This window comes from Lutibacter flavus, from assembly GCF_900188355.1.
GTDB lineage: Bacteria > Bacteroidota > Bacteroidia > Flavobacteriales > Flavobacteriaceae > Lutibacter > Lutibacter flavus.
The window spans coordinates 24,925-45,558 of record NZ_FZNX01000007.1 but is presented as its reverse complement, the minus strand read 5'-3'; the positions used below and the strand labels follow the sequence as shown (position 1 = coordinate 45,558).

Below are 20,634 nucleotides of genomic sequence, written 5' to 3'. Positions count from 1 at the left end.
ATCTTATGATTGATGTTTTATTTTTTCGTACAATTGAACTAACGATTTTAATAATTCAACTGGAGTTGTTAATATTTGATAATGATTTTGCCCAAACATTTGTGGCAAATAATATTTTGCTTGTGCTTCAATGGCCAATGCATAGGAATTTATATTACGTTCATTTAATTCTCGGAGTGCTTGTTTAACGTCATTAACACCATGTTTTCCTTCATATTTATCATAATCATTCGGCTTCCCATCTGAGATTAAAATCACCCATTTATTTTTGGTGTCTCTTTTATCTAACATCGCTCCAGAATGACGTAAAGCTGCTCCAATTCTTGTATAACCACTTGGCTCAACTGCTCCAACTTTAAATTTGGCTTTGTTCCAATCTTCATCAAAATCTTTAATTGTTATGTATGAAGAATGATTTCTAGTTTTAGAGTAAAAACAGTCAATAGAAAAATCAATATTAAATTCTTCTAAAATTTCACCAAACAAAATAGAAACCTGTTTTTCAACATCAATAACTCTGTTTCCTGCAGCATAACCATCACTAGATAAACTAACATCTAACAGCAATAAAATGGATACATCTTTTTCTTTTTTTCTTTTTGATAAATAAATTTTTTCTGAAGGCGTATGTCCGGAATGTACATCAACATATAGATCTGTTATTGCATCAATGTCAAATTCTTCACCTTGTGTTTGTCTTCTTTGTTGTTGGTATTTATTATTAACTGATGATAACATTTTTCGCAAACCAACCAAAGTTGATCTGTTTTCATTCAATGTTTTTTTGTAATAATTAACATCGGTTTTTAACAATGTTTTTGGATAAACTTTACAAAAATTATCTTTATAAGTTCGTTTTGTATAATCCCACTCATCATATTTAATATGATAGCCTTTACTGTCCGTTTCAGCACTTTCGGAAACAGTTGTATTCTCAATAAAATCAGCCTGATAAACAGAATGTGCCGTATCATCAACACGCACTGTATATTTCATATTTATATCTTCCAAAGCATTTGAATGATCATCCAATTCATCTTCACCATCAAAATCTCTAAAATTGCCTGCAAATTCTTCGGCAGTTTCAACTTTTTCAAACTGATGTTGTAAAACTGCATCTTCCTGCTGTTTGATATCAACCTGAACCGAAATTATTTCTTCAACAGCATTGGATTTTAAAATTGTTTTCGGTTTCTCTTCTTCTGCTTTTTTAACTTTATCTGTAAAATTATTTAAGGTTTTTTTAGGCGTTTCTTCAGGAGTATTCCGCATCCATTTTCCATAGATAAATGAATAATCAACAGCCGTTTTTTTTGTATAATAGTGAAGAAATTTGTTGTAATATTTTTCAGTAATTGGAAATTGTTCAAATAAAGATTCTAAAACTAATTTTGAAGTTTCTTTCGCTTTTTTCTGAGATTCTTCTAACTCATGTTCTAAATTGTCTTCCCAATTTAAGTTTAAGCTTTTTTGAACTGATACATATAAAATTCGGAATAAATAGAATGCTATATTTTCATCTACTGAATTAAATTCTGAAAACTTTACAGGAAGAAAAAAGTTATTATTTTTAAATCCTCCTTCTCTTTCAGCCTCATAAATTTCAATTGCTTCTCCAGTAATTGCACGTGATAAAATAGTTAAACGCGGTTTTATATCAATTAACGAAACCGAATGTTCCATACTTTCATGCTTTTTTTTACTTCTATTTTTAAAGAAATAAGCAAGTTTGGTAAATATGTATTCGTCTGGTTCAAACATGTTTGTAAGCTGTTGGCTTTTAGCTTTTGGCTAATCGCTATTTATTATTAGTTTAAAGTATTCTTTTTTTACTTTTATGTTGATGAGATCCTGAATCAAGTTCAGGATGACGTAACGAGCTAATTAATTATGGCTTCGACTCTGCTCAGTTTGCTTTTTGCTTTTTGACTTTTTAACTTTAGACTCTTAAATCATTAGATTACACAAATCTTTTAAGGCTTCTACAACATCCAAATCATCGGTTAAAGGCTCAACAATTGCAACTTCAACTGATAATCTTTTTGGTAAACCGCTATGAATTAATTTAGCTGCATCAACCAATAAACGAGTTGAAACTGTTTCGGCTAAACCAAGCTCAGTTAAGTTTCTAATCTTCGTAGCAATATTTACTAGTTTTTTGGCAATATCTTTATCTACACCTGTTTCATTTACTAAAATATCTGCTTCAATTTTAGCATCAGGATATGCAAAAGCAGTTGCTATAAATCGTTGACGAGTTGAAGGTTTTAATTCTTTAAATCCTTTTTGATAACCAGGATTAAAAGAAGCTACTAGCATAAAATCTTCATGTGCTTTTACAGTTTCACCTAACTTATCTATAAATAATTCTCGTCTGTGATCCGTTAATGAATGAATTGCAACAATTACATCGGGTCTTGCTTCTGCAATTTCATCTAAATAAATAATTGCTCCTTCTTTAATTGCAGTAGTTAAGGGTCCATCAGACCAAATAGTTTCAGTTCCTTTAATAATATATCTTCCAACTAAATCTGTAGAAGAAGTTTCTTCATGGCAACTAATTGTAATCAACTTTTTATCTAATTTATGAGCCATATACTCAATAAATCTAGACTTCCCAGTACCTGTTGGACCTTTTAACAAAAAGGAGATTTTATTTTTATAGGCGTGTTCAAAAACCTCAATTTCTTTTCCTATTTGGTGATAATATGGTGCTTGATCTTGCATTTGATATAAAATTTGAAGTTTTAAATAAGAAAACCAGAGTTAGGATAGTTTTGTTAATAACAAACACACCTTTAACTCTAAAAATCAACTTAATAACTATATCTTGATTCTTATTCAATAAGTTTTGCTGCGGTTTTGAGTCTGTTGAAAATCTTATATTTAGATTTAAAAAACAAACATTTCAACAACACTCAAAAGCAACAAACTATTTTTTTTATTCATTAATTTCCAACGCCTCATCAGTTGGAGCTCCGTGTTTGTAAAAATCAATAATGTAAAGCACTATTCCTGTGGTAAACATTGTTGCACATAATAGTAATACTACAAAATGAATGCTTATCTCTTTTTGCACTTCCATAAAATCCATTCCAAATTTACGTTCTAAATAAACTTGAGCAACTCCAGCAACACCAAAGGCAACCGTCATTCCAATCATACCAATATTTGATAACCAAAATGCAGCTCTACCTCTTGTGCTTTCATAGAGTTTTCTTCCTGTCATATTTGGCAAACTATAACTAATAATTGCTAAAACGATCATTGCATATGCTCCCCAGAATGCTAAATGTCCGTGCATTGCAGTTACTAAAGTTCCGTGAGTATATAAGTTTGTTTGTGGTAAAGTATGCGCAAAACCTAATAATCCGGCACCCACAAATGAAACAATTGCAGAACCTAGAGTCCAGTATAGAGCTAATTTATTAGGATGTTTTTTCTCCCCTTTTCTGTACATATTAACAGCAAATAATGCCATTGCTAAAAATGCTAAAGGTTCTAATGCTGAGAATATTCCACCAACAACTAACCAAATTTTATTTACTCCTATATAATAATAGTGGTGCCCTGTTCCTAAAACACCTGATAAGAAAGTTAAACCAACAATTACATATAACCATTTTTCAATAACTTCTCTATCTACACCAGTTAATTTAATTAATAAGAAAGATAAAATACCTCCCATAATTAATTCCCAAACACCTTCTACCCATAAATGAACAACCCACCAACGGAAAAAAGAATCGGTTACCTGGCTATCGAATGGTAACATTCCTGGCAGATACAATAATGCAGCAAATAAAAGTCCCATTGAAAGAACTAGCGAGGTTGTAGTTTTTCGTTTTGCCTTAAAAAGTGTTGTTAAAATGAGTCCTAGAAATAAAAGTACATTTACAACAACAAGATAATCTAACGGTCTTGGAATTTCTAAAAATTTACGTCCTTCCCAAATATTAAAGTGAAAACCTACAACTGCAACAACACCAACAAGTGCTAAACTAATTAATTGTACATATGCCAACTTTACGCTTACCAATTCTCTTTGAGCTTCTTCAGGAATTATATAATAAGCAGCTCCCATAAAACCAGACAATAGCCAAACTACCAATAAGTTTGTATGCACCGCTCTTGCAGTATTAAAAGGAATAAAATCGTGTAAATTATCAAAGCCAATTCGGGCAAATCCCATGATAAATCCATAGGTAATTTGTAATACTAATAATAGCATCGAAAGTGCAAAAAACCAATATGCTACTTTTTGTGATTTATATTTCATAATGTTTTTCTTATTTATTAATTTTTTCTTTTGCTAAAGGAGATATTTTTCTGTCTACACCTACTACTTTTCCAAAACCATTTAAATCAATTTCTCCAATCCATTTAAAGAAAGCAACAACATCACTTGCTTCAGCTTCAGAAAACCCATAGGCCACCATTTTTCTACCATTTGGTTGCCAAGGCCCTTCAGACATTAAAATACTTTTGATAACTTCTTCTCCGTTACCATTGTATTTTAAATTTAATCGATCAACAACTTTTGTTAATTCTGGTGCATAGTAAGCACCTTCACCTAATATTGTATGGCATCCCATACAATTATTGGATTCCCAAATTTCTTTACCGCGAACAACTTCAGCTGTAATGTTTTCGTGGTTGGTTTGATCAACTTCTTTGGATAAAGAAAAAACCGTAAGTCCTATAAAAATAAGAAACGTTACGAGTGTTCCACCCAGAAAGAAAGCCCTTGCTTGTTTTTTAGATAACATGTTTAACTAGTTTAATGGTTAATTTTTCGTAATAAATATATTAAGACCTTTTTATCTCATATAGTGCAAATATATACTGAAAAATTGTTTATTAAAATGATAAATATCATAATTTGAGTATTGTTAAACTAGTTAAACTTCCGGGGAAATATCTTTAAGAGTCAATTTTCTTCCATTCGCAACTATTTCTTCAGATAATTCCATAATATTTTTATCACGAAATTTTTCGAAAATACTATTTTTAAATCGTTCAACTATAAAATGAACAGGACACGGGTTGGAACCATCACACTCATTTAAACCTAAAAAACATTCGTTAATTTTAATTAATCCATCAATATTCTCAATAATATCAAGAACACTCTTTTTTTGATTTTTTTTAGTTAAATAAAAACCACCATTTGGACCTTTTGTTGAAGAAATAATTTTTCCTTTTACTAACTGCTGAAATAATTTTGCTAAAAATGGACTAGGAACATCAATGCTTTCTGCAATAACTTTAACACTTATTTTTCTATTCTCATTTGCATGTTCTGCTAAATATAAAGTTGATAAAATTGCATACTTACTTGCGCGCGATAACATCATAATAACTTACTTTTCGATTTCATTTTTGGTGAAATTACTAAAAAAAGAGTAAAAAGTATTATATTTTTTCAAATTTAACTGTAAAATGTCTCATAATTGGAGCTTCATCTACAATTTTATACCCAGATTTTGCACCTTCTCGTGAATCATAAATATTTTTTAAAGTTGCCGCAATATAATCCATATGATTATTAGTATATGTTCTTCTTGGAATTGCTAACCTCACCAACTCTAAATCTGGATATCTATTTTTTCTTGTAAACGGATCACGATCTGCCAAAACAGTTCCAATTTCTACACCTCTAATTCCCCCTACTATATAAAGTTCAATAGCTAAGGCCTGTGCTCTATACTCTTCTCTTGGTATAGTAGGTACAAACTTATTGGCATCTAAAAATATTGCATGACCACCAAAAGGTTGCTGAACCGGAACACCATAATCAACTAATTTTTGTCCTAAATATGCAACTTGTTCCACTCTACTTTCTAAATAATTATATTCAGTTGACTCATTTAACCCTACTGCCAATGCACCCATATCGCGGCCATTCATACCACCATAAGTAATGAAACCTTCATACATAATATTAAAAACAGTTGCCTGCTTAAACACTTCTTTATTATTTAAGGCAATAAATCCACCCATATTTACCAAACCATCTTTTTTGGCACTCATTGTCATACCGTCTCCATAAGAAAATACTTCTTTCACAATTTCCTTAATAGTTTTATCTTGAAATCCTTTTTCTCTTTTTTTAATGAAATATGCATTTTCCGAAAATCTCGCAGCATCAAAATACAATGGAACTCCGTATTGTTTACATAATTTTGAAACCTCTTTAGTGTTTTTAACAGAAACGGGTTGGCCTCCCGCACTATTGCAGGTAATAGTTAAAATAACAAAGGGTATTTTTTCTTTTGGATAATTTTTAAAAACAGTTTCTAATTTTCTTAAATCTACATTTCCTTTGAAAGGGTGAATAACTGATGTATCAAATGCTTCATCAATTGTGCAATCCACAGCAGTTGCTTTTCTAAATTCTATATGCCCTTTTGTGGTATCAAAATGCGAATTACCAGGCACAATATCTCCTTCTTTCACCATTGCTGAAAACAACACATTCTCTGCTGCCCTACCCTGATGCGTTGGTAAAAAATATTTAAAACCAGTTATTTTTTTAACCTGTTTTTTTAATTTTAAAAATGAAGAAGAACCTGCATAGCTTTCGTCTCCAACCATCATTTCTGCCCATTGCTGATCACTCATCGCTCCTGTTCCTGAATCTGTTAACACATCTATAAATACATTTTCTGAAGATAAATTGAATAAATTGTAATGCGCTTTTTTAATCCATTCTAAACGTTGATCTTTTGTTGAACGCTTAATAGATTCAACCATTTTTATTTTATAAGGTTCTGCATATGGTAATTCCATAATAAATATGTTTTAAATTGAAAGTAAAAAGTAATATAAAGAAGTTTTAAAATAAAAATTAATCAATAAAGCATTCTGGACGCTTTACATTTAAGTAATTGTTAAAATTTATTTTAAATAAACTCAATCTTTTCATATATGGATATATTCTTACGAAGGTACAAAAATTTATAGTTTTTCATTAAACAAAGAAAATATTCTCCCATAATTTTAATGACAATAATCATCAATTGTGATAAAAGTTACACTTAAATTTGTATCTGTAAATTATAAGCAGATAAATGTCTTCAAAATACAAATTATAAAGTTGTATTTTGACAATTATCATTAGATTTGCAAAACATTTATTTTTAATAATAAAACAATTTAAATGAACAAAATTCTTTCACTTATTTACTCTACTCGTTTAATGGCTGTGCTATTTTTAGTTTTTGCTATTTCAATGGGTGTAGCAACGTTTATAGAAAATGACTATGGTACTGAAACTTCAAAAGCATTAGTTTATAACGCATGGTGGTTTGAAGCAATCATGATTTTATTTGCAATCAACTTTTTTGGAAATATATTTAAATATAAATTATATAGAAAAGAAAAATTAGTTGTACTCTCTTTTCATTTGGCTTTCTTTCTAATTTTAGTTGGAGCTGGTATTACAAGATACGTTAGTTACGAAGGTATTATGCCAATTAAAGAAGGTGCTGTTAGCAATACTTTTCTTTCTGAAAAAAATTATATAAGTGTCATTATTAATGATGGTAATGAACAAAAAACACCAATTCATCACCCTATTTTACTTTCTTCCTTAGGAAGTAATTCGTTTCATTATAAAACCGATTTTAAAGGAACCGATGTTTCTATAAAACTAACTGATTATATCCCAAATGCTACAAGTGTATTTGAAGAAAATGAAACTGGAGATGAATACTTACTTTTTGTTGAATCTGGTGGCAGTGGAAGACACAATCATTATATTAAAAGAGGTTCTTCAGAAGTTGTGCATGGAGTTTTAGTAGGTTTTGACTCTCCTGGTAAAAATACAATTGATTTTAAATTTAGTGAAAGTCAATTAAAAATACAAACTGCAGTAGAAGGACAATTTTTTAGAATGGCAGATAGTTTTGAAGGTACTATTGCAAAAGATTCTTTACAAGACTTCTCAATTTTAGCTGTACACTCAATTGCCGGTCTACAATTTGTTATTCCTAAGAACCCTATTAAAGGAAATTATAAAACAGTGGTTGGGGATAAAGAACAAAATTCTTTAGCTCAATTAGAATTTGATGTAACAACTGGTGGAGAAACAAAACATATTAAATTAAATGGAGCAAAATTTGCAATACAACCACCAACTCAATTTTCAGTTGGAAAACTCAATTTTAGAATGAGCTACGGGGCAATGCAAATGCAATTACCTTTTAGTATTAAATTAAATGATTTTCAATTAGATAATTACCCAGGATCACAAAGCGCTATGTCTTTTGCTAGTGAAATAACTGTTATTGATCCAAGTGAAACTTTTGATTTTAGAATATTTATGAACAACATTTTAAATTATAAGGGCTATAAATTTTTTCAATCTAGTTACAATATTACTGAACAATATGAAGAAACTCATTTATCTGTAAATCATGATTTTTGGGGCTCTACAGTTACATATATTGGTTACTTTTTATTGTATGCTGGTTTAATCCTAATTTTATTTTTTAAAAATACACGTTTCGATTTCTTAAGAAAAAGTCTTCAAAAAATTAGAATAAAAAAAGCAACGCTAACTACAATTGCGCTGCTACTAATTTCTTCTTTTGCATTTTCACAACAGCATAATCACATCTTATCTGAAAAACAAATTGACTCGGCACTCGTTGCTAATTATATTGATATAACACATGCAGAAAAATTTAGTAAAGTAATTATACAAGATGCTGGCGGTAGAATGAAACCAGTGCATACGTATTCTTCTCAATTATTACGTAAGGTAAGTAAGCATGATACTTATAAAGATATGAATGCTACACAGGTGTTTTTATCAATTCAACAAAATCCGAGATTGTGGTTTCAAATTCCAATTATTTATATTGAAAAAGGAAATACAAAATTAAGAGATATTATAGGTATTCCTCACGAGCAAAAATATGCACAACTTGCAAGTTTTTTCGATGATAAAGGAATGTATAAAATTTCTGAAATTCAACAGGAAGCTCAGAAAAGCAACATTAAAAGTAAATTCGAAAAAGACGTAATTAATGTTGATAGAAGAGTAAATTTATTTTATTCAGCAATTACTGGTGATATTTTGAGAATATTCCCTATTCCTAATGATAGTAATAATACATGGGTTTCACATAACAATATCGATCAAGGAAATTTTAAAGGTCAAGATTCTGTATTTGTACGTCAAATTTTACCAATTTACGTTCAAACTTTAAATGCTTCGGCTTTATCAAAAGATTATTCAAAATCGAATGAGATTCTTGATGGCATCATTAACTTTCAAAAAAGATATGGAAGTGCCGTTTATCCTTCTGAGAGTAAAATAGATTTAGAAATTTCATATAACAAATATGATATTTTTAAAAGTATCTATAGCTATTACATGTACATTGGAACATTAATGTTCTTCTTCGTAATTATACAAATATTTAAGAATAATAAAGCCTTAAATTATTTAATTAAAGGAAGTATTGCAATTATATTAGTATTATTTTTAATGCATACAGGAGGCTTAATAGCCCGTTGGATAGTAAGTGGAAATGCACCTTGGAGTAATGCTTATGAAAGTATGATTTATGTTGCTTGGGCAACGATGCTATTTGGATTGATATTTGGAAGGAAATCGTCCATGACGATTGCTGCCACTGCATTTTTAACAGCATTTATATTAATGGTAGCTCATTGGAACTGGATGGATCCAGAAATTGCCAATTTACAACCTGTACTAAATTCGTATTGGTTAATGATCCACGTTTCAATTATTGTAGCTAGTTATGGACCATTTGCATTAGGAATGATCTTAGGTTTAATTGCTTTAATATTAATGGCGTTAACTACAACCAAAAGCAAAGCCAAAATTGGTTTAATGATTAAAGAAATTACCATTATAAATGAAATGTCTATAACGGTTGGTTTAATAATGTTAACCATTGGTAACTTTTTAGGAGGTATGTGGGCAAACGAAAGTTGGGGACGCTACTGGGGATGGGATCCAAAAGAAACATGGGCATTAATAAGTATTATGATTTACGCGTTTGTATTGCACTTGCGTTTAGTTCCTGGTTTACGCAGTAGATTTACATTTAATTTATTTTCTGTAGCTGCTTTTGCATCTATTTTAATGACTTATTTTGGAGTAAACTTCTATCTATCTGGTTTACATTCTTATGCTAGTGGAGATAAAGCAATTACGCCAACTTTTGTGTATTATGCGGTTGCAATAGTTTCTGTTCTTTCAATATTTGCATATATTAAGTTCAAAAAACATTATAAAAAATAATTAAAATCGTTGCAAAAACGTAACTTTGCAAACTATTAAAAAAATTATCAATGTTTAATAAGTATATAAAATTAGTAATAGCGGGAGGAATTTTAGTTTGGGCAATATTTCAATTTGTTGATGGGAACATTATGAATGGGATTTCATTAATTTTATTAGCTGGAATTTTTGTTTTGTTCTATTTTAAAAATGAATTTATCTTATTAGCCTTTCTTCAATTAAGAAAACAAAACTTTGCTGGAGCAAGTAAATGGTTAACTTATATAAAAAACCCAAGTACTGCTTTAATTAAAAAACAACAAGGGTATTATAACTTTTTACAAGGAATAATGGTTTCGCAAACCAACCTAACACAAGCTGAAAAATTTTTTAAAAAAGCATTGAGTCTTGGTTTAAATATGAAACATGATATTGCGATGGCTAAATTACAATTGGGTGGAATTGCAATGTCTAAAAGACGTAAGCGTGAAGCAACAATGTTAATTAATGAAGCAAAAAAACTGGATACTCAAGGTGTTTTAAAAGATCAAATTAAAATGATGAAAGACCAGCTTAAGAAAATATAAGTTTAAAATAATTGAACATAAAAAAAGCGCAACAAATGTTGCGCTTTTTTTATGTTCAATTATTTTTTGTTATTCCAAAATTACAGGAATCAACTCTTTATTATATTGTACTAAATACACCCCATTATTTTCGAAACTTCCAAACATTTTTTTATTGTAGTTAAAATAGGCTGAAACTCTTTCTGATTTACCAGCTTTCAAACCTTCTTCTAAATCATTTTTACTTGCCAATCTTATTAATGCATCATAAGTAACATCAAAGCCTCTTATGGCATATTTTGAAGGAGCAGAATAGTTTTCAACTCTAAATTTTTTAAAGAAACGTTTTACATTTTTATTTTCCATATTTACAAAATCCGTAGTTGGATAAACAAAATTTAATTGTCCTAAAAAAGAATTGTCAATATGATCAAAATTCCTTCCTTTATTAATACTAAACAATGTAAGCTTATATTCCTCAATAAATACTTTTAAATTGTTAACGGCTGCTGCTGTTGTAACATTATCATCACTAATTAAAATTATCCAATTAGTAGAATCCTCTTTTAATTTTTCAGCAATTTTTTCATTATCAATAAATCCTTTTTGAGATTTAATTACAGAAATATTTTGAATTGAATCAAAGGTTTTTATTTCGTTAACAGCTTTCCATAATTTACTTTGAGAACCCTCATTTCCATCATTAATTATAATAATATTTTCTCCATTATAATTTTCTTTTAAATAAACTAAAAGCGTTTCTTCTAATGTGATATCAGAATTAGAATCTGATTTAATTAGATTTTTATCAGATAAATTATCTTGATCTTTAGAATACAATGGAGCAATAACAGGAGCATCAATTTGATTAGATAACCAATGTGCTTTTGAATAGAATAAAGGTCCTATAACAACATCCGTTTCACTAAAATCATTACGATCTACAATGGTTTGCAACTTATAGCTCGAATTTTGAGTATCAAAATAAGATACATTTACATGAATTCCTTTTCTTCTTAATGAGTCAATTGCCATGGAAGCCCCTTGATGGAAATCCGTTGCAATATTTAAAATAGAATTACCTTTTTCAAATGTTCTATCCGGAATAGAATCTGAATATTTGTTTAATTGATACGGAAGCATTATTGCTACATTAACTGTTTTATCAAAATTTAATGATTCTACAAATAAGCTTGTTTCGGTTTCTTCTTCAAAATCTTCAACTAATTCACCTTCTTCAACTGGTTTTATTTTTAAAACCATCCCAAGTTTTAAACCTTCGCTTAAATTTGGGTTAAGAGAAAACAAATCCTCTCTGGAAATATCATACTTTTTGGTTAAATTATAAACGGTATCATCTTTTATAACTGTATGTAACATAAATTTTTCCTCACCTTCTATTTCAGCATTTTTTGAACCTGGAATAATTAATTTCATACCAATTTTCACTCCATTTTCTAATTCTGGATTTGTAGCTTTTAAATCCTCAATTGTTATATTATGCTTTTTTGAAATTCCGTATAATGTTTCTTTTGGTTGAACAATATATAGTTTGTCATTTCCAGTTACAACCTCAGTAAGGCTTTTTCCATAATTCTTATTTGGAACAATTATAACCGTATTTGCTTTTGGTTTTCTACTTACATCAGGATTCAATTTACGCAAGTCTCTCGTAGAGATTTTGTAAGATCTAGCAATGCTTTTTAATGTTTCTCCTTTTTTTACTGTGTAAGAAACATATTTTTTTTGCTGAGCTTCTAATACGATTGTAAATCCTATTAAAAATGCTAGTAATAAAATTATTCTTTTCATAGAAAAATATTTATTTTAATATAGTTTTTATTCCCATTCAATTGTAGCTGGCGGTTTAGAACTGATGTCATAAACTACTCTATTAACGCCTTTTACACCATTTATTATCTTATTTGAGGTTTTTTGTAAAAACTCATAAGGTAAATTCACCCAATCAGCTGTCATTCCATCAGTAGATTCTACAGCTCTTAAAACTACCGCTTTCTCATAAGTTCTTTCATCTCCCATTACACCAACTGAATTAACAGGCAATAACATTGCACCTGCCTGCCAAACTTTATCATACAAACCATCATCTTTTAAACCTTGAACAAAAATATGATCAACTTCTTGTAACATTCTCACTTTTTCAGCTGTAATATCACCCAATATTCTTATTCCTAAACCTGGTCCTGGAAAAGGATGACGTCCTAATAATTCCTCATCAATTCCCATAGACCTTCCAACTCTCCTAACCTCATCTTTAAATAATGTATTTAAAGGCTCCACTATTTTCAATTTCATAAAATCAGGTAATCCTCCAACATTATGGTGCGATTTAATAGTTGCCGATGGTCCGCCTGTTGCTGAAACTGACTCAATAACATCTGGGTAAATTGTTCCCTGTGCTAACCAACTTACATCTTGAATTTCGTGCGCTTCATCATCAAAAACTTCAATAAAAACACGACCAATAATTTTGCGTTTTCCTTCTGGATCCGATTCTCCAGCCAATTCTTTCAAAAAACGTGCCGAAGCATCTACACCTTTTACATTTAATCCCATGTGTTTATATTGATCCAATACATTTTCAAACTCATTTTTTCGTAATAAACCATTATTTACAAAAATACAATACAAGTTTTTACCAATAGCTTTGCTAATTAAAGTTGCTGCCACAGTTGAATCTACTCCACCTGAAAGTCCTAAAACAACCTTATCATTTCCTAACTTTTCCTTTAACTCCGCAACAGTTGTTTCTACAAAAGAATCTGGTGTCCAAGTTTGAGCAACTCCAGCAATACTTACTAAGAAATTTTTCAAAATTGTTAAACCGTCTTTTGAATGATAAACTTCCGGGTGAAATTGAATTCCGTAGGAATTTTCGTCTTTTATTTTAAATGCCGCATTTTTCACATCATGCGTACTTCCTATCAACTCAAAACTTTCAGGTAAATCTAAAATGGTATCACTATGGCTCATCCAAACCTGACTCCCTAAATTAACTCCTTCAAAAAACAACTCATTTTCTTTTACATAAGAAAGGTTTGCCCTACCGTATTCACGCGTATTAGAAGAACCTACATCGCCTCCAAAATTATGAGCTAAATATTGAGCTCCATAGCAAACACCTAATAAAGGTATCTTACCTTTTATTTTAGATAAATCTGGATGAGGTGCGTCTTCAGATCTCACCGAAAAAGGGCTTCCTGAAAGAATTACAGCTTTGTAATCTTCAACCTTAAAATTTTTACTATTGTATGGAAATATTTCACAAAAAATGTTTAATTCCCTAACTCTTCGAGCAATCAACTGCGTGTATTGCGAACCGAAATCTAATATAAGTACCTGATGTTGCATCCGCAAAAATAATATTAATATAAATAGCACAAATACTTTATTCTATTTTTTTCAGTATCGTAATTTTTATCTCTTTATAATTCATATTAAACAAGATTATTTTCAAAATTTGATTTTTCCACAAAAATTATTTGAGAAAAGTTAATATTTAGACTGATTTTAGATTCAAAATAAAGCCGAATAAGCGCTTTTTTTATTTTTTTAGAAATAAGCAAAGAAAAAAAATCAAAAAATCAGGTTTTAACTAGTTTCAAATAGATTTAAGAGACTTTTTCAAAATCTGCAATTTGTTAATAACTTAGTTAGCTAAACACGCTATTTACACCATATAAAATATACTGAATAATTATATTTGTTTGTTATAGATTTTTATATAAAAAAAGATTTTTAAAGTATGAGTGACGAGATTAAAAAACACGATTATTCGGCCGATAGTATTCAGGCTTTGGAAGGAATGGAACATGTACGTATGCGTCCATCCATGTATATTGGAGATGTAGGTATTAGAGGATTACATCATTTGGTTTATGAGGTTGTTGATAACTCAATTGATGAGGCAATGGCAGGTCATTGTGATACAATTGATGTAATAATAAATGAAAATAATTCTGTATCTGTAAAAGATAACGGACGTGGTATTCCTGTTGGAATACATAAAAAAGAAGGCGTTTCTGCACTTGAAGTTGTAATGACAAAAATTGGTGCTGGTGGTAAATTTGATAAAGATTCTTACAAGGTTTCTGGAGGATTACACGGTGTTGGTGTTTCGGTTGTAAATGCACTTTCTGATCATTTAAGAGCAACTGTATATTTAGATGGTAAAGTTTGGGAACAAGAATATTCAAAAGGAAAAGCATTGTACCCAGCAAAAACGATTGGAGATTCTGATGATAAAGGTACTATGGTTACTTTTTTACCCGATATTTCCATTTTTACACAAACCATAGAGTTTAATTATGAAACATTAGCAACTAGATTGCGTGAGCTTTCATACTTAAACAAAGGAGTTACTTTAACATTAACAGATAAAAGAGAAACGGATGATGAAGGGAATTTTACCACTGAAACTTTTCATAGTGATGAAGGTTTACCTGAGTTTATCCAATATTTAGATGCAACACGTGAGCAATTAACCGCAAATGTGATTTCTATTGAAGGTGAAAAAAATGGTGTTCCTGTTGAAGTTGCAATGGTTTACAACACTTCATATTCTGAAAATTTACATTCTTACGTTAATAATATCAATACACACGAAGGAGGAACTCATTTAGCAGGTTTTAGACGTGGATTAACAGCTACCTTAAAAAAATACGCTGATGAATCTGGAATGCTTAAAAATCTAAAATTTGAAATTGCAGGAGATGATTTCCGTGAAGGATTAACGGCTATTATTTCTGTTAAAGTTGCAGAACCTCAGTTTGAAGGACAAACAAAAACTAAATTAGGTAACCGTGAAGTTACTTCAGCAGTGAGTCAGGCAGTTTCTGAAATGCTAACAGATTATTTAGAAGAAAATCCAAATGATGCTAAAATAATTGTTCAAAAAGTTATTTTAGCTGCAACAGCACGTCATGCAGCACGTAAAGCACGTGAAATGGTTCAACGTAAAACAGTAATGTCAATAGGTGGTTTACCTGGTAAATTAAGTGACTGTTCTGAAACTGATCCTGAAAAATGTGAAATTTTCTTAGTTGAGGGAGATTCTGCGGGTGGTACAGCAAAACAAGGACGAGACAGAGCTTTTCAAGCTATTTTACCATTAAGAGGTAAGATTTTGAATGTTGAAAAAGCGATGCAACATAAAGTTTTTGAAAACGAAGAAATCAAAAATATGTATACTGCTTTGGGTGTTTCAATTGGAACAGAAGAAGATCCAAGAGCTTTAAACTTATCTAAATTACGTTATAATAAAGTAGTTATTATGTGTGATGCCGATGTTGATGGTAGTCATATTGCTACATTAATTCTTACTTTCTTTTTTAGATATATGAAAGAATTAATTGAAAACGGACATATTTTTATTGCAACACCTCCTTTATATTTAGTTAAAAAAGGTCAGAAAAAGGAATATGCTTGGGACGATGATCAACGAGATTTAATTGCCTTAAACATGGGTGGTGGAGCCTCAATTCAACGATACAAAGGTCTTGGGGAAATGAATGCTATCCAACTTTGGGATACAACAATGAATCCTGAATTTAGAACACTTCGACAAATTACAATTGATAATTTAACAGAAGCAGATAGAGTATTTTCTATGCTAATGGGTGATGAAGTTCCTCCACGTAGAGCATTTATTGAAAAAAATGCAAAATATGCCAATATTGACGCATAACACAATTTTACATACCAATATAAAAAAAGCTGTTTTAATTAAAACAGCTTTTTTTTATGTATTAAATTTTTATTTTTACAACATAATTTAAACCCCACCCCATGAAAAAATTATCCTTACTCCTATTTGGAGTGTTATTTAGTACATCTGTAAAATCTCAAGAGTTTGAAATCTTATTATTAGCCAATAAAGATGCTACTATTTTATTTCAAAATTATATGGCCCCGGCAATGAACGGGATGCAATATAACTTAAACAATGGTTGGTATCAAACTGCAAAAACACATAAAAAATTAGGCTTTGATATTTCAATCCAAGCAAATGCCACAATTATTCCAAAAAATGCACAATCCTTTTTATTTAATGAAGGGGACTACAAATACTTATCACTTGAAAGCGGGAGTAATACTATTAATACGGTAATGGGAGAAAAAAACACTTCTGTAATTGCAGTGAGAATTCCGGAAGCTAATGATTATAAAGTAGCTTCATTCAAAATACCCAATGGGGTTGGCGATGAATCACCAATGAATTCAGTTCCATCTCCTATGATTCAGGCTAGTTTAGGAATTGCCTTAAATACAGATGTATCCGTTAGATATTTGCCAAACATAAACTCAAATGATATTAGCGGTAACTTAGTTGGATTTGGAATAAAACATAATTTAATGAAATATTTTGGTCCACTAGATAACCTACCTCTGAATGTTTCAATACTTGGCGGTTATACAAAACTGAATGTACTATACGATGTGCAAAATTCAAGTGGAATTCAGGGGAGTAATCAAGAAGCAGAATTTGATTTAAATACCTATACCATTCAAGCAATTGCCTCATTAGACTTTCCAATAATTTCAGTTTATGGAGGTATTGGATATAATAAAGGAACTTCAACATTAAAAATGAAGGGGATTTATGAATTGGAATATACATTTGAAAATTCAAATGAAACAATTACAGAATCCATAACAGACCCAATAAATATGGGGTTTGACACAACTGGAATGAATGGAACATTTGGGGCAAAAATAAATTTGGGGTTCTTTAAAATATTTGGTGATTTCACTATTAATGAGTATAACACTTTATCTGCAGGCATTGCGTTTAGCTTCAGATAATTAATACGAAATTTTACAAGTAATTTTCTGAATTAAAACTATCAATAACGATTTCGTAAATTAAGATATATGTCATAATTCACTAATATAAAAATTAGTATTTTTGTCTCAGTAAAAAATGAATAAATAAAAATATAGAAAAAATATGAAAGTAACAGTAGTAGGTGCTGGTGCGGTAGGTGCAAGTTGTGCTGAGTACATAGCCATGAAAGATTTCGCTTCAGAAGTTGTTTTAATTGATATTAAAGAAGGTTTTGCTGAGGGTAAAGCAATGGATTTAATGCAAACAGCTTCATTAATGAATTTTGACACCCAAATAACAGGTGTTACAAACGATTATTCAAAAACAGCAAATAGTGATGTTGCAGTAATTACAAGTGGTATTCCTAGAAAACCAGGAATGACTCGTGAAGAGTTAATTGGAATTAATGCAGGAATTGTAAAATCTGTTGCAACAAGTTTAATAGAACAGTCGCCAAATGTAATAATTATTGTAGTTAGTAACCCAATGGATACTATGGCTTATTTAGCTCACAAATCTATAGGAATTGCAAAAAACAGAATTATTGGTATGGGTGGAGCTTTAGATAGCGCTCGTTTTAAATTCCGTTTAGCAGAAGCCTTAGGTTGCCCTCAATCTGATGTTGATGGAATGGTAATTGCTGGTCACAGTGATACTGGAATGTTGCCTTTAACTCGTTTAGCTGTTAGAAATAGTGTTCCTGTAACGGCATTTTTATCTGAAGAACGTTTATCAGAAGTTGCTGAAGCTACTAAAGTTGGTGGAGCTACTTTAACTAAATTATTAGGAACAAGTGCTTGGTATGCTCCAGGTGCAGCAGTTTCTTCTATGGTTCAGGCAATTGCTTGTGACACTAAAAAAATGTTCCCTTGTTCAGCGTTATTAGATGGTGAATACGGATTAACTGATATTTCAATTGGTGTACCATGTATTATTGGTAAAAACGGAATTGAAAAAATTGTTGAACTTGAATTAACTGATGCAGAAAAAGCTAAATTTAAAGAAAGTGCTGCTGGAGTTAGAGCAGTAAATGAATTATTGTAATTCAGTTTTTAAACATTATATATTTAAAACTCCTCAAAGTAATTTTTGAGGAGTTTTATTTTTTTAATTAATTACTTTTAAGACAATCCTGAAATAACACCATTATTATCAATCGTCATATTTTCAGATGCTGGTGTTCCAGGTAATCCAGGCATTCTCATCATTTGTCCTAAAATAGGAATAATAAACTTTGCTCCTGCAGCAATTTCAATTTCTCGTACCGTAACAACAAAGTTTTTAGGTCGTCCAATTAAAAACTCATTATCTGTAAATGATTTTTGTGTTTTTGCCATGCAAATTGCAAAATCGTTAAAACCTAAACGGTCTATCCTTTTTAAATTTAATTTTGCCTTTTTATCAAAATCAACAGCATCTGCTCCATAAATTTCTTTGGCAATTTTTTCAATTTTTTCTTTTACCGGGGAATCCCAATTGTATAACGGTTTAAATTCTGATGCATTTTGCTCAACTACATTTACAACTGCTTTGGCTAAATTCTTTGTTCCATTTCCTCCTTTAGACCAACCATCTGATACAACTGCCTGCACACCAAGCTCAGTACATTTTTCAATTATTAAATTAATCTCTTCATAAGAATCATTTGTAAAAGTGTTAATTGCTACAACGGGTTCAATATGAAACTTGCGAATATTTTCAATATGTTTTTCTAAATTGCAAAATCCTTCTTTTACGTAAGATAAATTTGGCACGTTATATTCATCTTTTTTTGCACCACCATGATGTCTTAACGCTCTTATAGTTGCAACTAAAACCACGGCTTTAGGATTTAAACCTGCTGCCACACATTTAATATTTAAGAACTTTTCAGCCCCTAAATCTGCACCAAAACCTGCTTCTGTAACTACGTAATTAGACAAGGACAAACCCATTTTTGTTGCAATAATTGTGTTAGTTCCTTGTGCTATATTAGCAAATGGACCCCCATGAATTATAGCTGGATTTCCTTCTAATGTTTGCACCAAATTTGGCTTAATTGCATCTTTTAAAAGAATAGCCATCGCATTTTCAGCCTTTAAATCTCTTGCGAAAATTGGTTTTTTATCAAATGTAAATCCAATAAAAATATCACCTAAACGTTTTTTTAAATCTTCAAGATTTGTAGCCATACACAATATTGCCATCACTTCTGAAGCCGGTGTAATATTGAAACCATCCTCTCTTGGAACTCCATGAGCTGTCCCTCCCAACCCAATAGTTATATGACGTAATGATCTATCATTCATATCAATAACTCGCTTCCAAAGAATTGTTCTCGGATCAATATTTAAACTACAACAACTACTCTGTAAATTATTATCTATTAAAGCTGAAAGCAAATTATTAGCTTTTTCAATTGCATTAAAATCACCTGTAAAATGCAAATTAATATCTTCCATTGGTACTACCTGTGAATACCCACCTCCTGCAGCACCACCTTTAATACCAAACACTGGTCCTAATGAAGGTTCTCGTAAAACAACAGTTGCTTGCTTACCAATCAAGTTTAATCCTTCTATTAAACCAATTGAAACCGTGGTTTTACCTTCTCCAGCTGGTGTTGGAGTCATTGCGGTTACTAAAATTAAATTATTCCCTTTTATCTTTTCTTCATCAATAATACTTAGCGGTAATTTTGCTTTATACTTTCCAAAAAGCTCTAAATCGTCTTCATCAATTCCTAATTTAGCCGCAATTTTATTAATATGAACAAGTTTTTTATTTTGGGCAATCTCTATATCTGTTAAATGCTTCATTATCTAAATTTTTACTTAACAAATATATAAATTTCATAATTCAGAATAGCCATATTTAAATAAGTGGTAATTTAAGGGCATAAAAAGCTAAAAAAGTATTGTCAGTCTCTATTTGAAATTATATATTTGCACGTTTAAAACAAATGAAATTTATATCAAATT

The 20,634-nt window shown here is 30.4% G+C and carries 14 protein-coding genes; 5 read left to right on the top strand and 9 right to left on the bottom strand.

Features of this window, described 5'->3' with window-relative positions:
• Positions 1-3: 3 nt before the first annotated feature.
• The 6 genes from CHB63_RS16355 to CHB63_RS16330 all read right to left on the bottom strand — a co-directional run bounded on the left by CHB63_RS16355 (position 4) and on the right by CHB63_RS16330 (position 6,792).
• A complete protein-coding gene (locus CHB63_RS16355) occupies positions 4-1,761 on the bottom strand; it encodes a nitric oxide reductase activation protein NorD (RefSeq protein ID WP_089379568.1) in 1,758 nt (585 codons plus the stop codon).
• Positions 1,762-1,947: 186 nt separating this feature from the next.
• Positions 1,948-2,727 carry a CbbQ/NirQ/NorQ/GpvN family protein gene (locus tag CHB63_RS16350; protein ID WP_089379567.1) on the bottom strand — a complete coding sequence of 260 codons (780 nt, stop codon included), beginning with the start codon at positions 2,725-2,727 and terminating at the stop codon, positions 1,948-1,950.
• 214 nt (positions 2,728-2,941) lie between these two features.
• Positions 2,942-4,279 (bottom strand): cbb3-type cytochrome c oxidase subunit I, encoded by a 1,338-nt coding sequence (locus CHB63_RS16345; protein ID WP_089379566.1) that lies wholly within the window; start codon positions 4,277-4,279, stop codon positions 2,942-2,944.
• 10 nt (positions 4,280-4,289) lie between these two features.
• Positions 4,290-4,769, bottom strand: coding sequence for a c-type cytochrome (locus CHB63_RS16340; protein WP_089379565.1), 480 nt, complete (start codon positions 4,767-4,769; stop codon positions 4,290-4,292).
• Positions 4,770-4,901: 132 nt separating this feature from the next.
• Entirely contained in the window at positions 4,902-5,357 is a 456-nt protein-coding gene (locus CHB63_RS16335) for an RrF2 family transcriptional regulator (protein ID WP_245857056.1), read from the bottom strand.
• A 58-nt stretch (positions 5,358-5,415) separates the two neighbouring features.
• Entirely contained in the window at positions 5,416-6,792 is a 1,377-nt protein-coding gene (locus CHB63_RS16330; RefSeq protein ID WP_089379563.1) for a tryptophanase, read from the bottom strand.
• Between the two features lie 370 nt (positions 6,793-7,162).
• On the opposite strand from CHB63_RS16330, the gene ccsA reads away from it, so the two are divergent.
• Both ccsA and CHB63_RS16320 read left to right on the top strand, forming a co-directional pair.
• Positions 7,163-10,282, top strand: coding sequence for a cytochrome c biogenesis protein (ccsA, locus tag CHB63_RS16325; protein ID WP_089379562.1), 3,120 nt, complete (start codon positions 7,163-7,165; stop codon positions 10,280-10,282).
• A gap of 50 nt (positions 10,283-10,332) precedes the next feature.
• The gene (locus tag CHB63_RS16320; protein ID WP_089379561.1) at positions 10,333-10,848 is read left to right on the top strand and encodes a hypothetical protein; all 516 of its coding nucleotides are present in this window, start codon (positions 10,333-10,335) and stop codon (positions 10,846-10,848) included.
• A gap of 69 nt (positions 10,849-10,917) precedes the next feature.
• On the opposite strand, the gene CHB63_RS16315 is transcribed toward CHB63_RS16320, so the two are convergent.
• Both CHB63_RS16315 and guaA read right to left on the bottom strand, forming a co-directional pair.
• The gene (locus CHB63_RS16315) at positions 10,918-12,639 is read right to left on the bottom strand and encodes a PBP1 and LysM peptidoglycan-binding domain-containing protein (protein WP_089379560.1); all 1,722 of its coding nucleotides are present in this window, start codon (positions 12,637-12,639) and stop codon (positions 10,918-10,920) included.
• A gap of 27 nt (positions 12,640-12,666) precedes the next feature.
• Positions 12,667-14,199 carry a glutamine-hydrolyzing GMP synthase gene (gene guaA / locus CHB63_RS16310; protein WP_089379559.1) on the bottom strand — a complete coding sequence of 511 codons (1,533 nt, stop codon included), beginning with the start codon at positions 14,197-14,199 and terminating at the stop codon, positions 12,667-12,669.
• Between the two features lie 394 nt (positions 14,200-14,593).
• Between guaA and gyrB the strand changes: the two genes are divergently transcribed.
• The 3 genes from gyrB (at position 14,594) to CHB63_RS16295 (ending at position 18,718) form a co-directional block, all read left to right on the top strand.
• The gene (gene gyrB, locus CHB63_RS16305) at positions 14,594-16,534 is read left to right on the top strand and encodes a DNA topoisomerase (ATP-hydrolyzing) subunit B (RefSeq protein WP_089379558.1); all 1,941 of its coding nucleotides are present in this window, start codon (positions 14,594-14,596) and stop codon (positions 16,532-16,534) included.
• A 101-nt stretch (positions 16,535-16,635) separates the two neighbouring features.
• Positions 16,636-17,652 (top strand): DUF6588 family protein, encoded by a 1,017-nt coding sequence (locus tag CHB63_RS16300; protein WP_089379557.1) that lies wholly within the window; start codon positions 16,636-16,638, stop codon positions 17,650-17,652.
• A gap of 145 nt (positions 17,653-17,797) precedes the next feature.
• Positions 17,798-18,718, top strand: a complete 921-nt coding sequence (locus CHB63_RS16295) for a malate dehydrogenase (RefSeq protein WP_089379556.1) — start codon at positions 17,798-17,800, stop codon at positions 18,716-18,718.
• 77 nt (positions 18,719-18,795) lie between these two features.
• Here CHB63_RS16295 and CHB63_RS16290 read toward each other — a convergent pair whose 3' ends face one another.
• Positions 18,796-20,472 carry a formate--tetrahydrofolate ligase gene (locus CHB63_RS16290; protein ID WP_089379555.1) on the bottom strand — a complete coding sequence of 559 codons (1,677 nt, stop codon included), beginning with the start codon at positions 20,470-20,472 and terminating at the stop codon, positions 18,796-18,798.
• Positions 20,473-20,634: the final 162 nt, after the last annotated feature.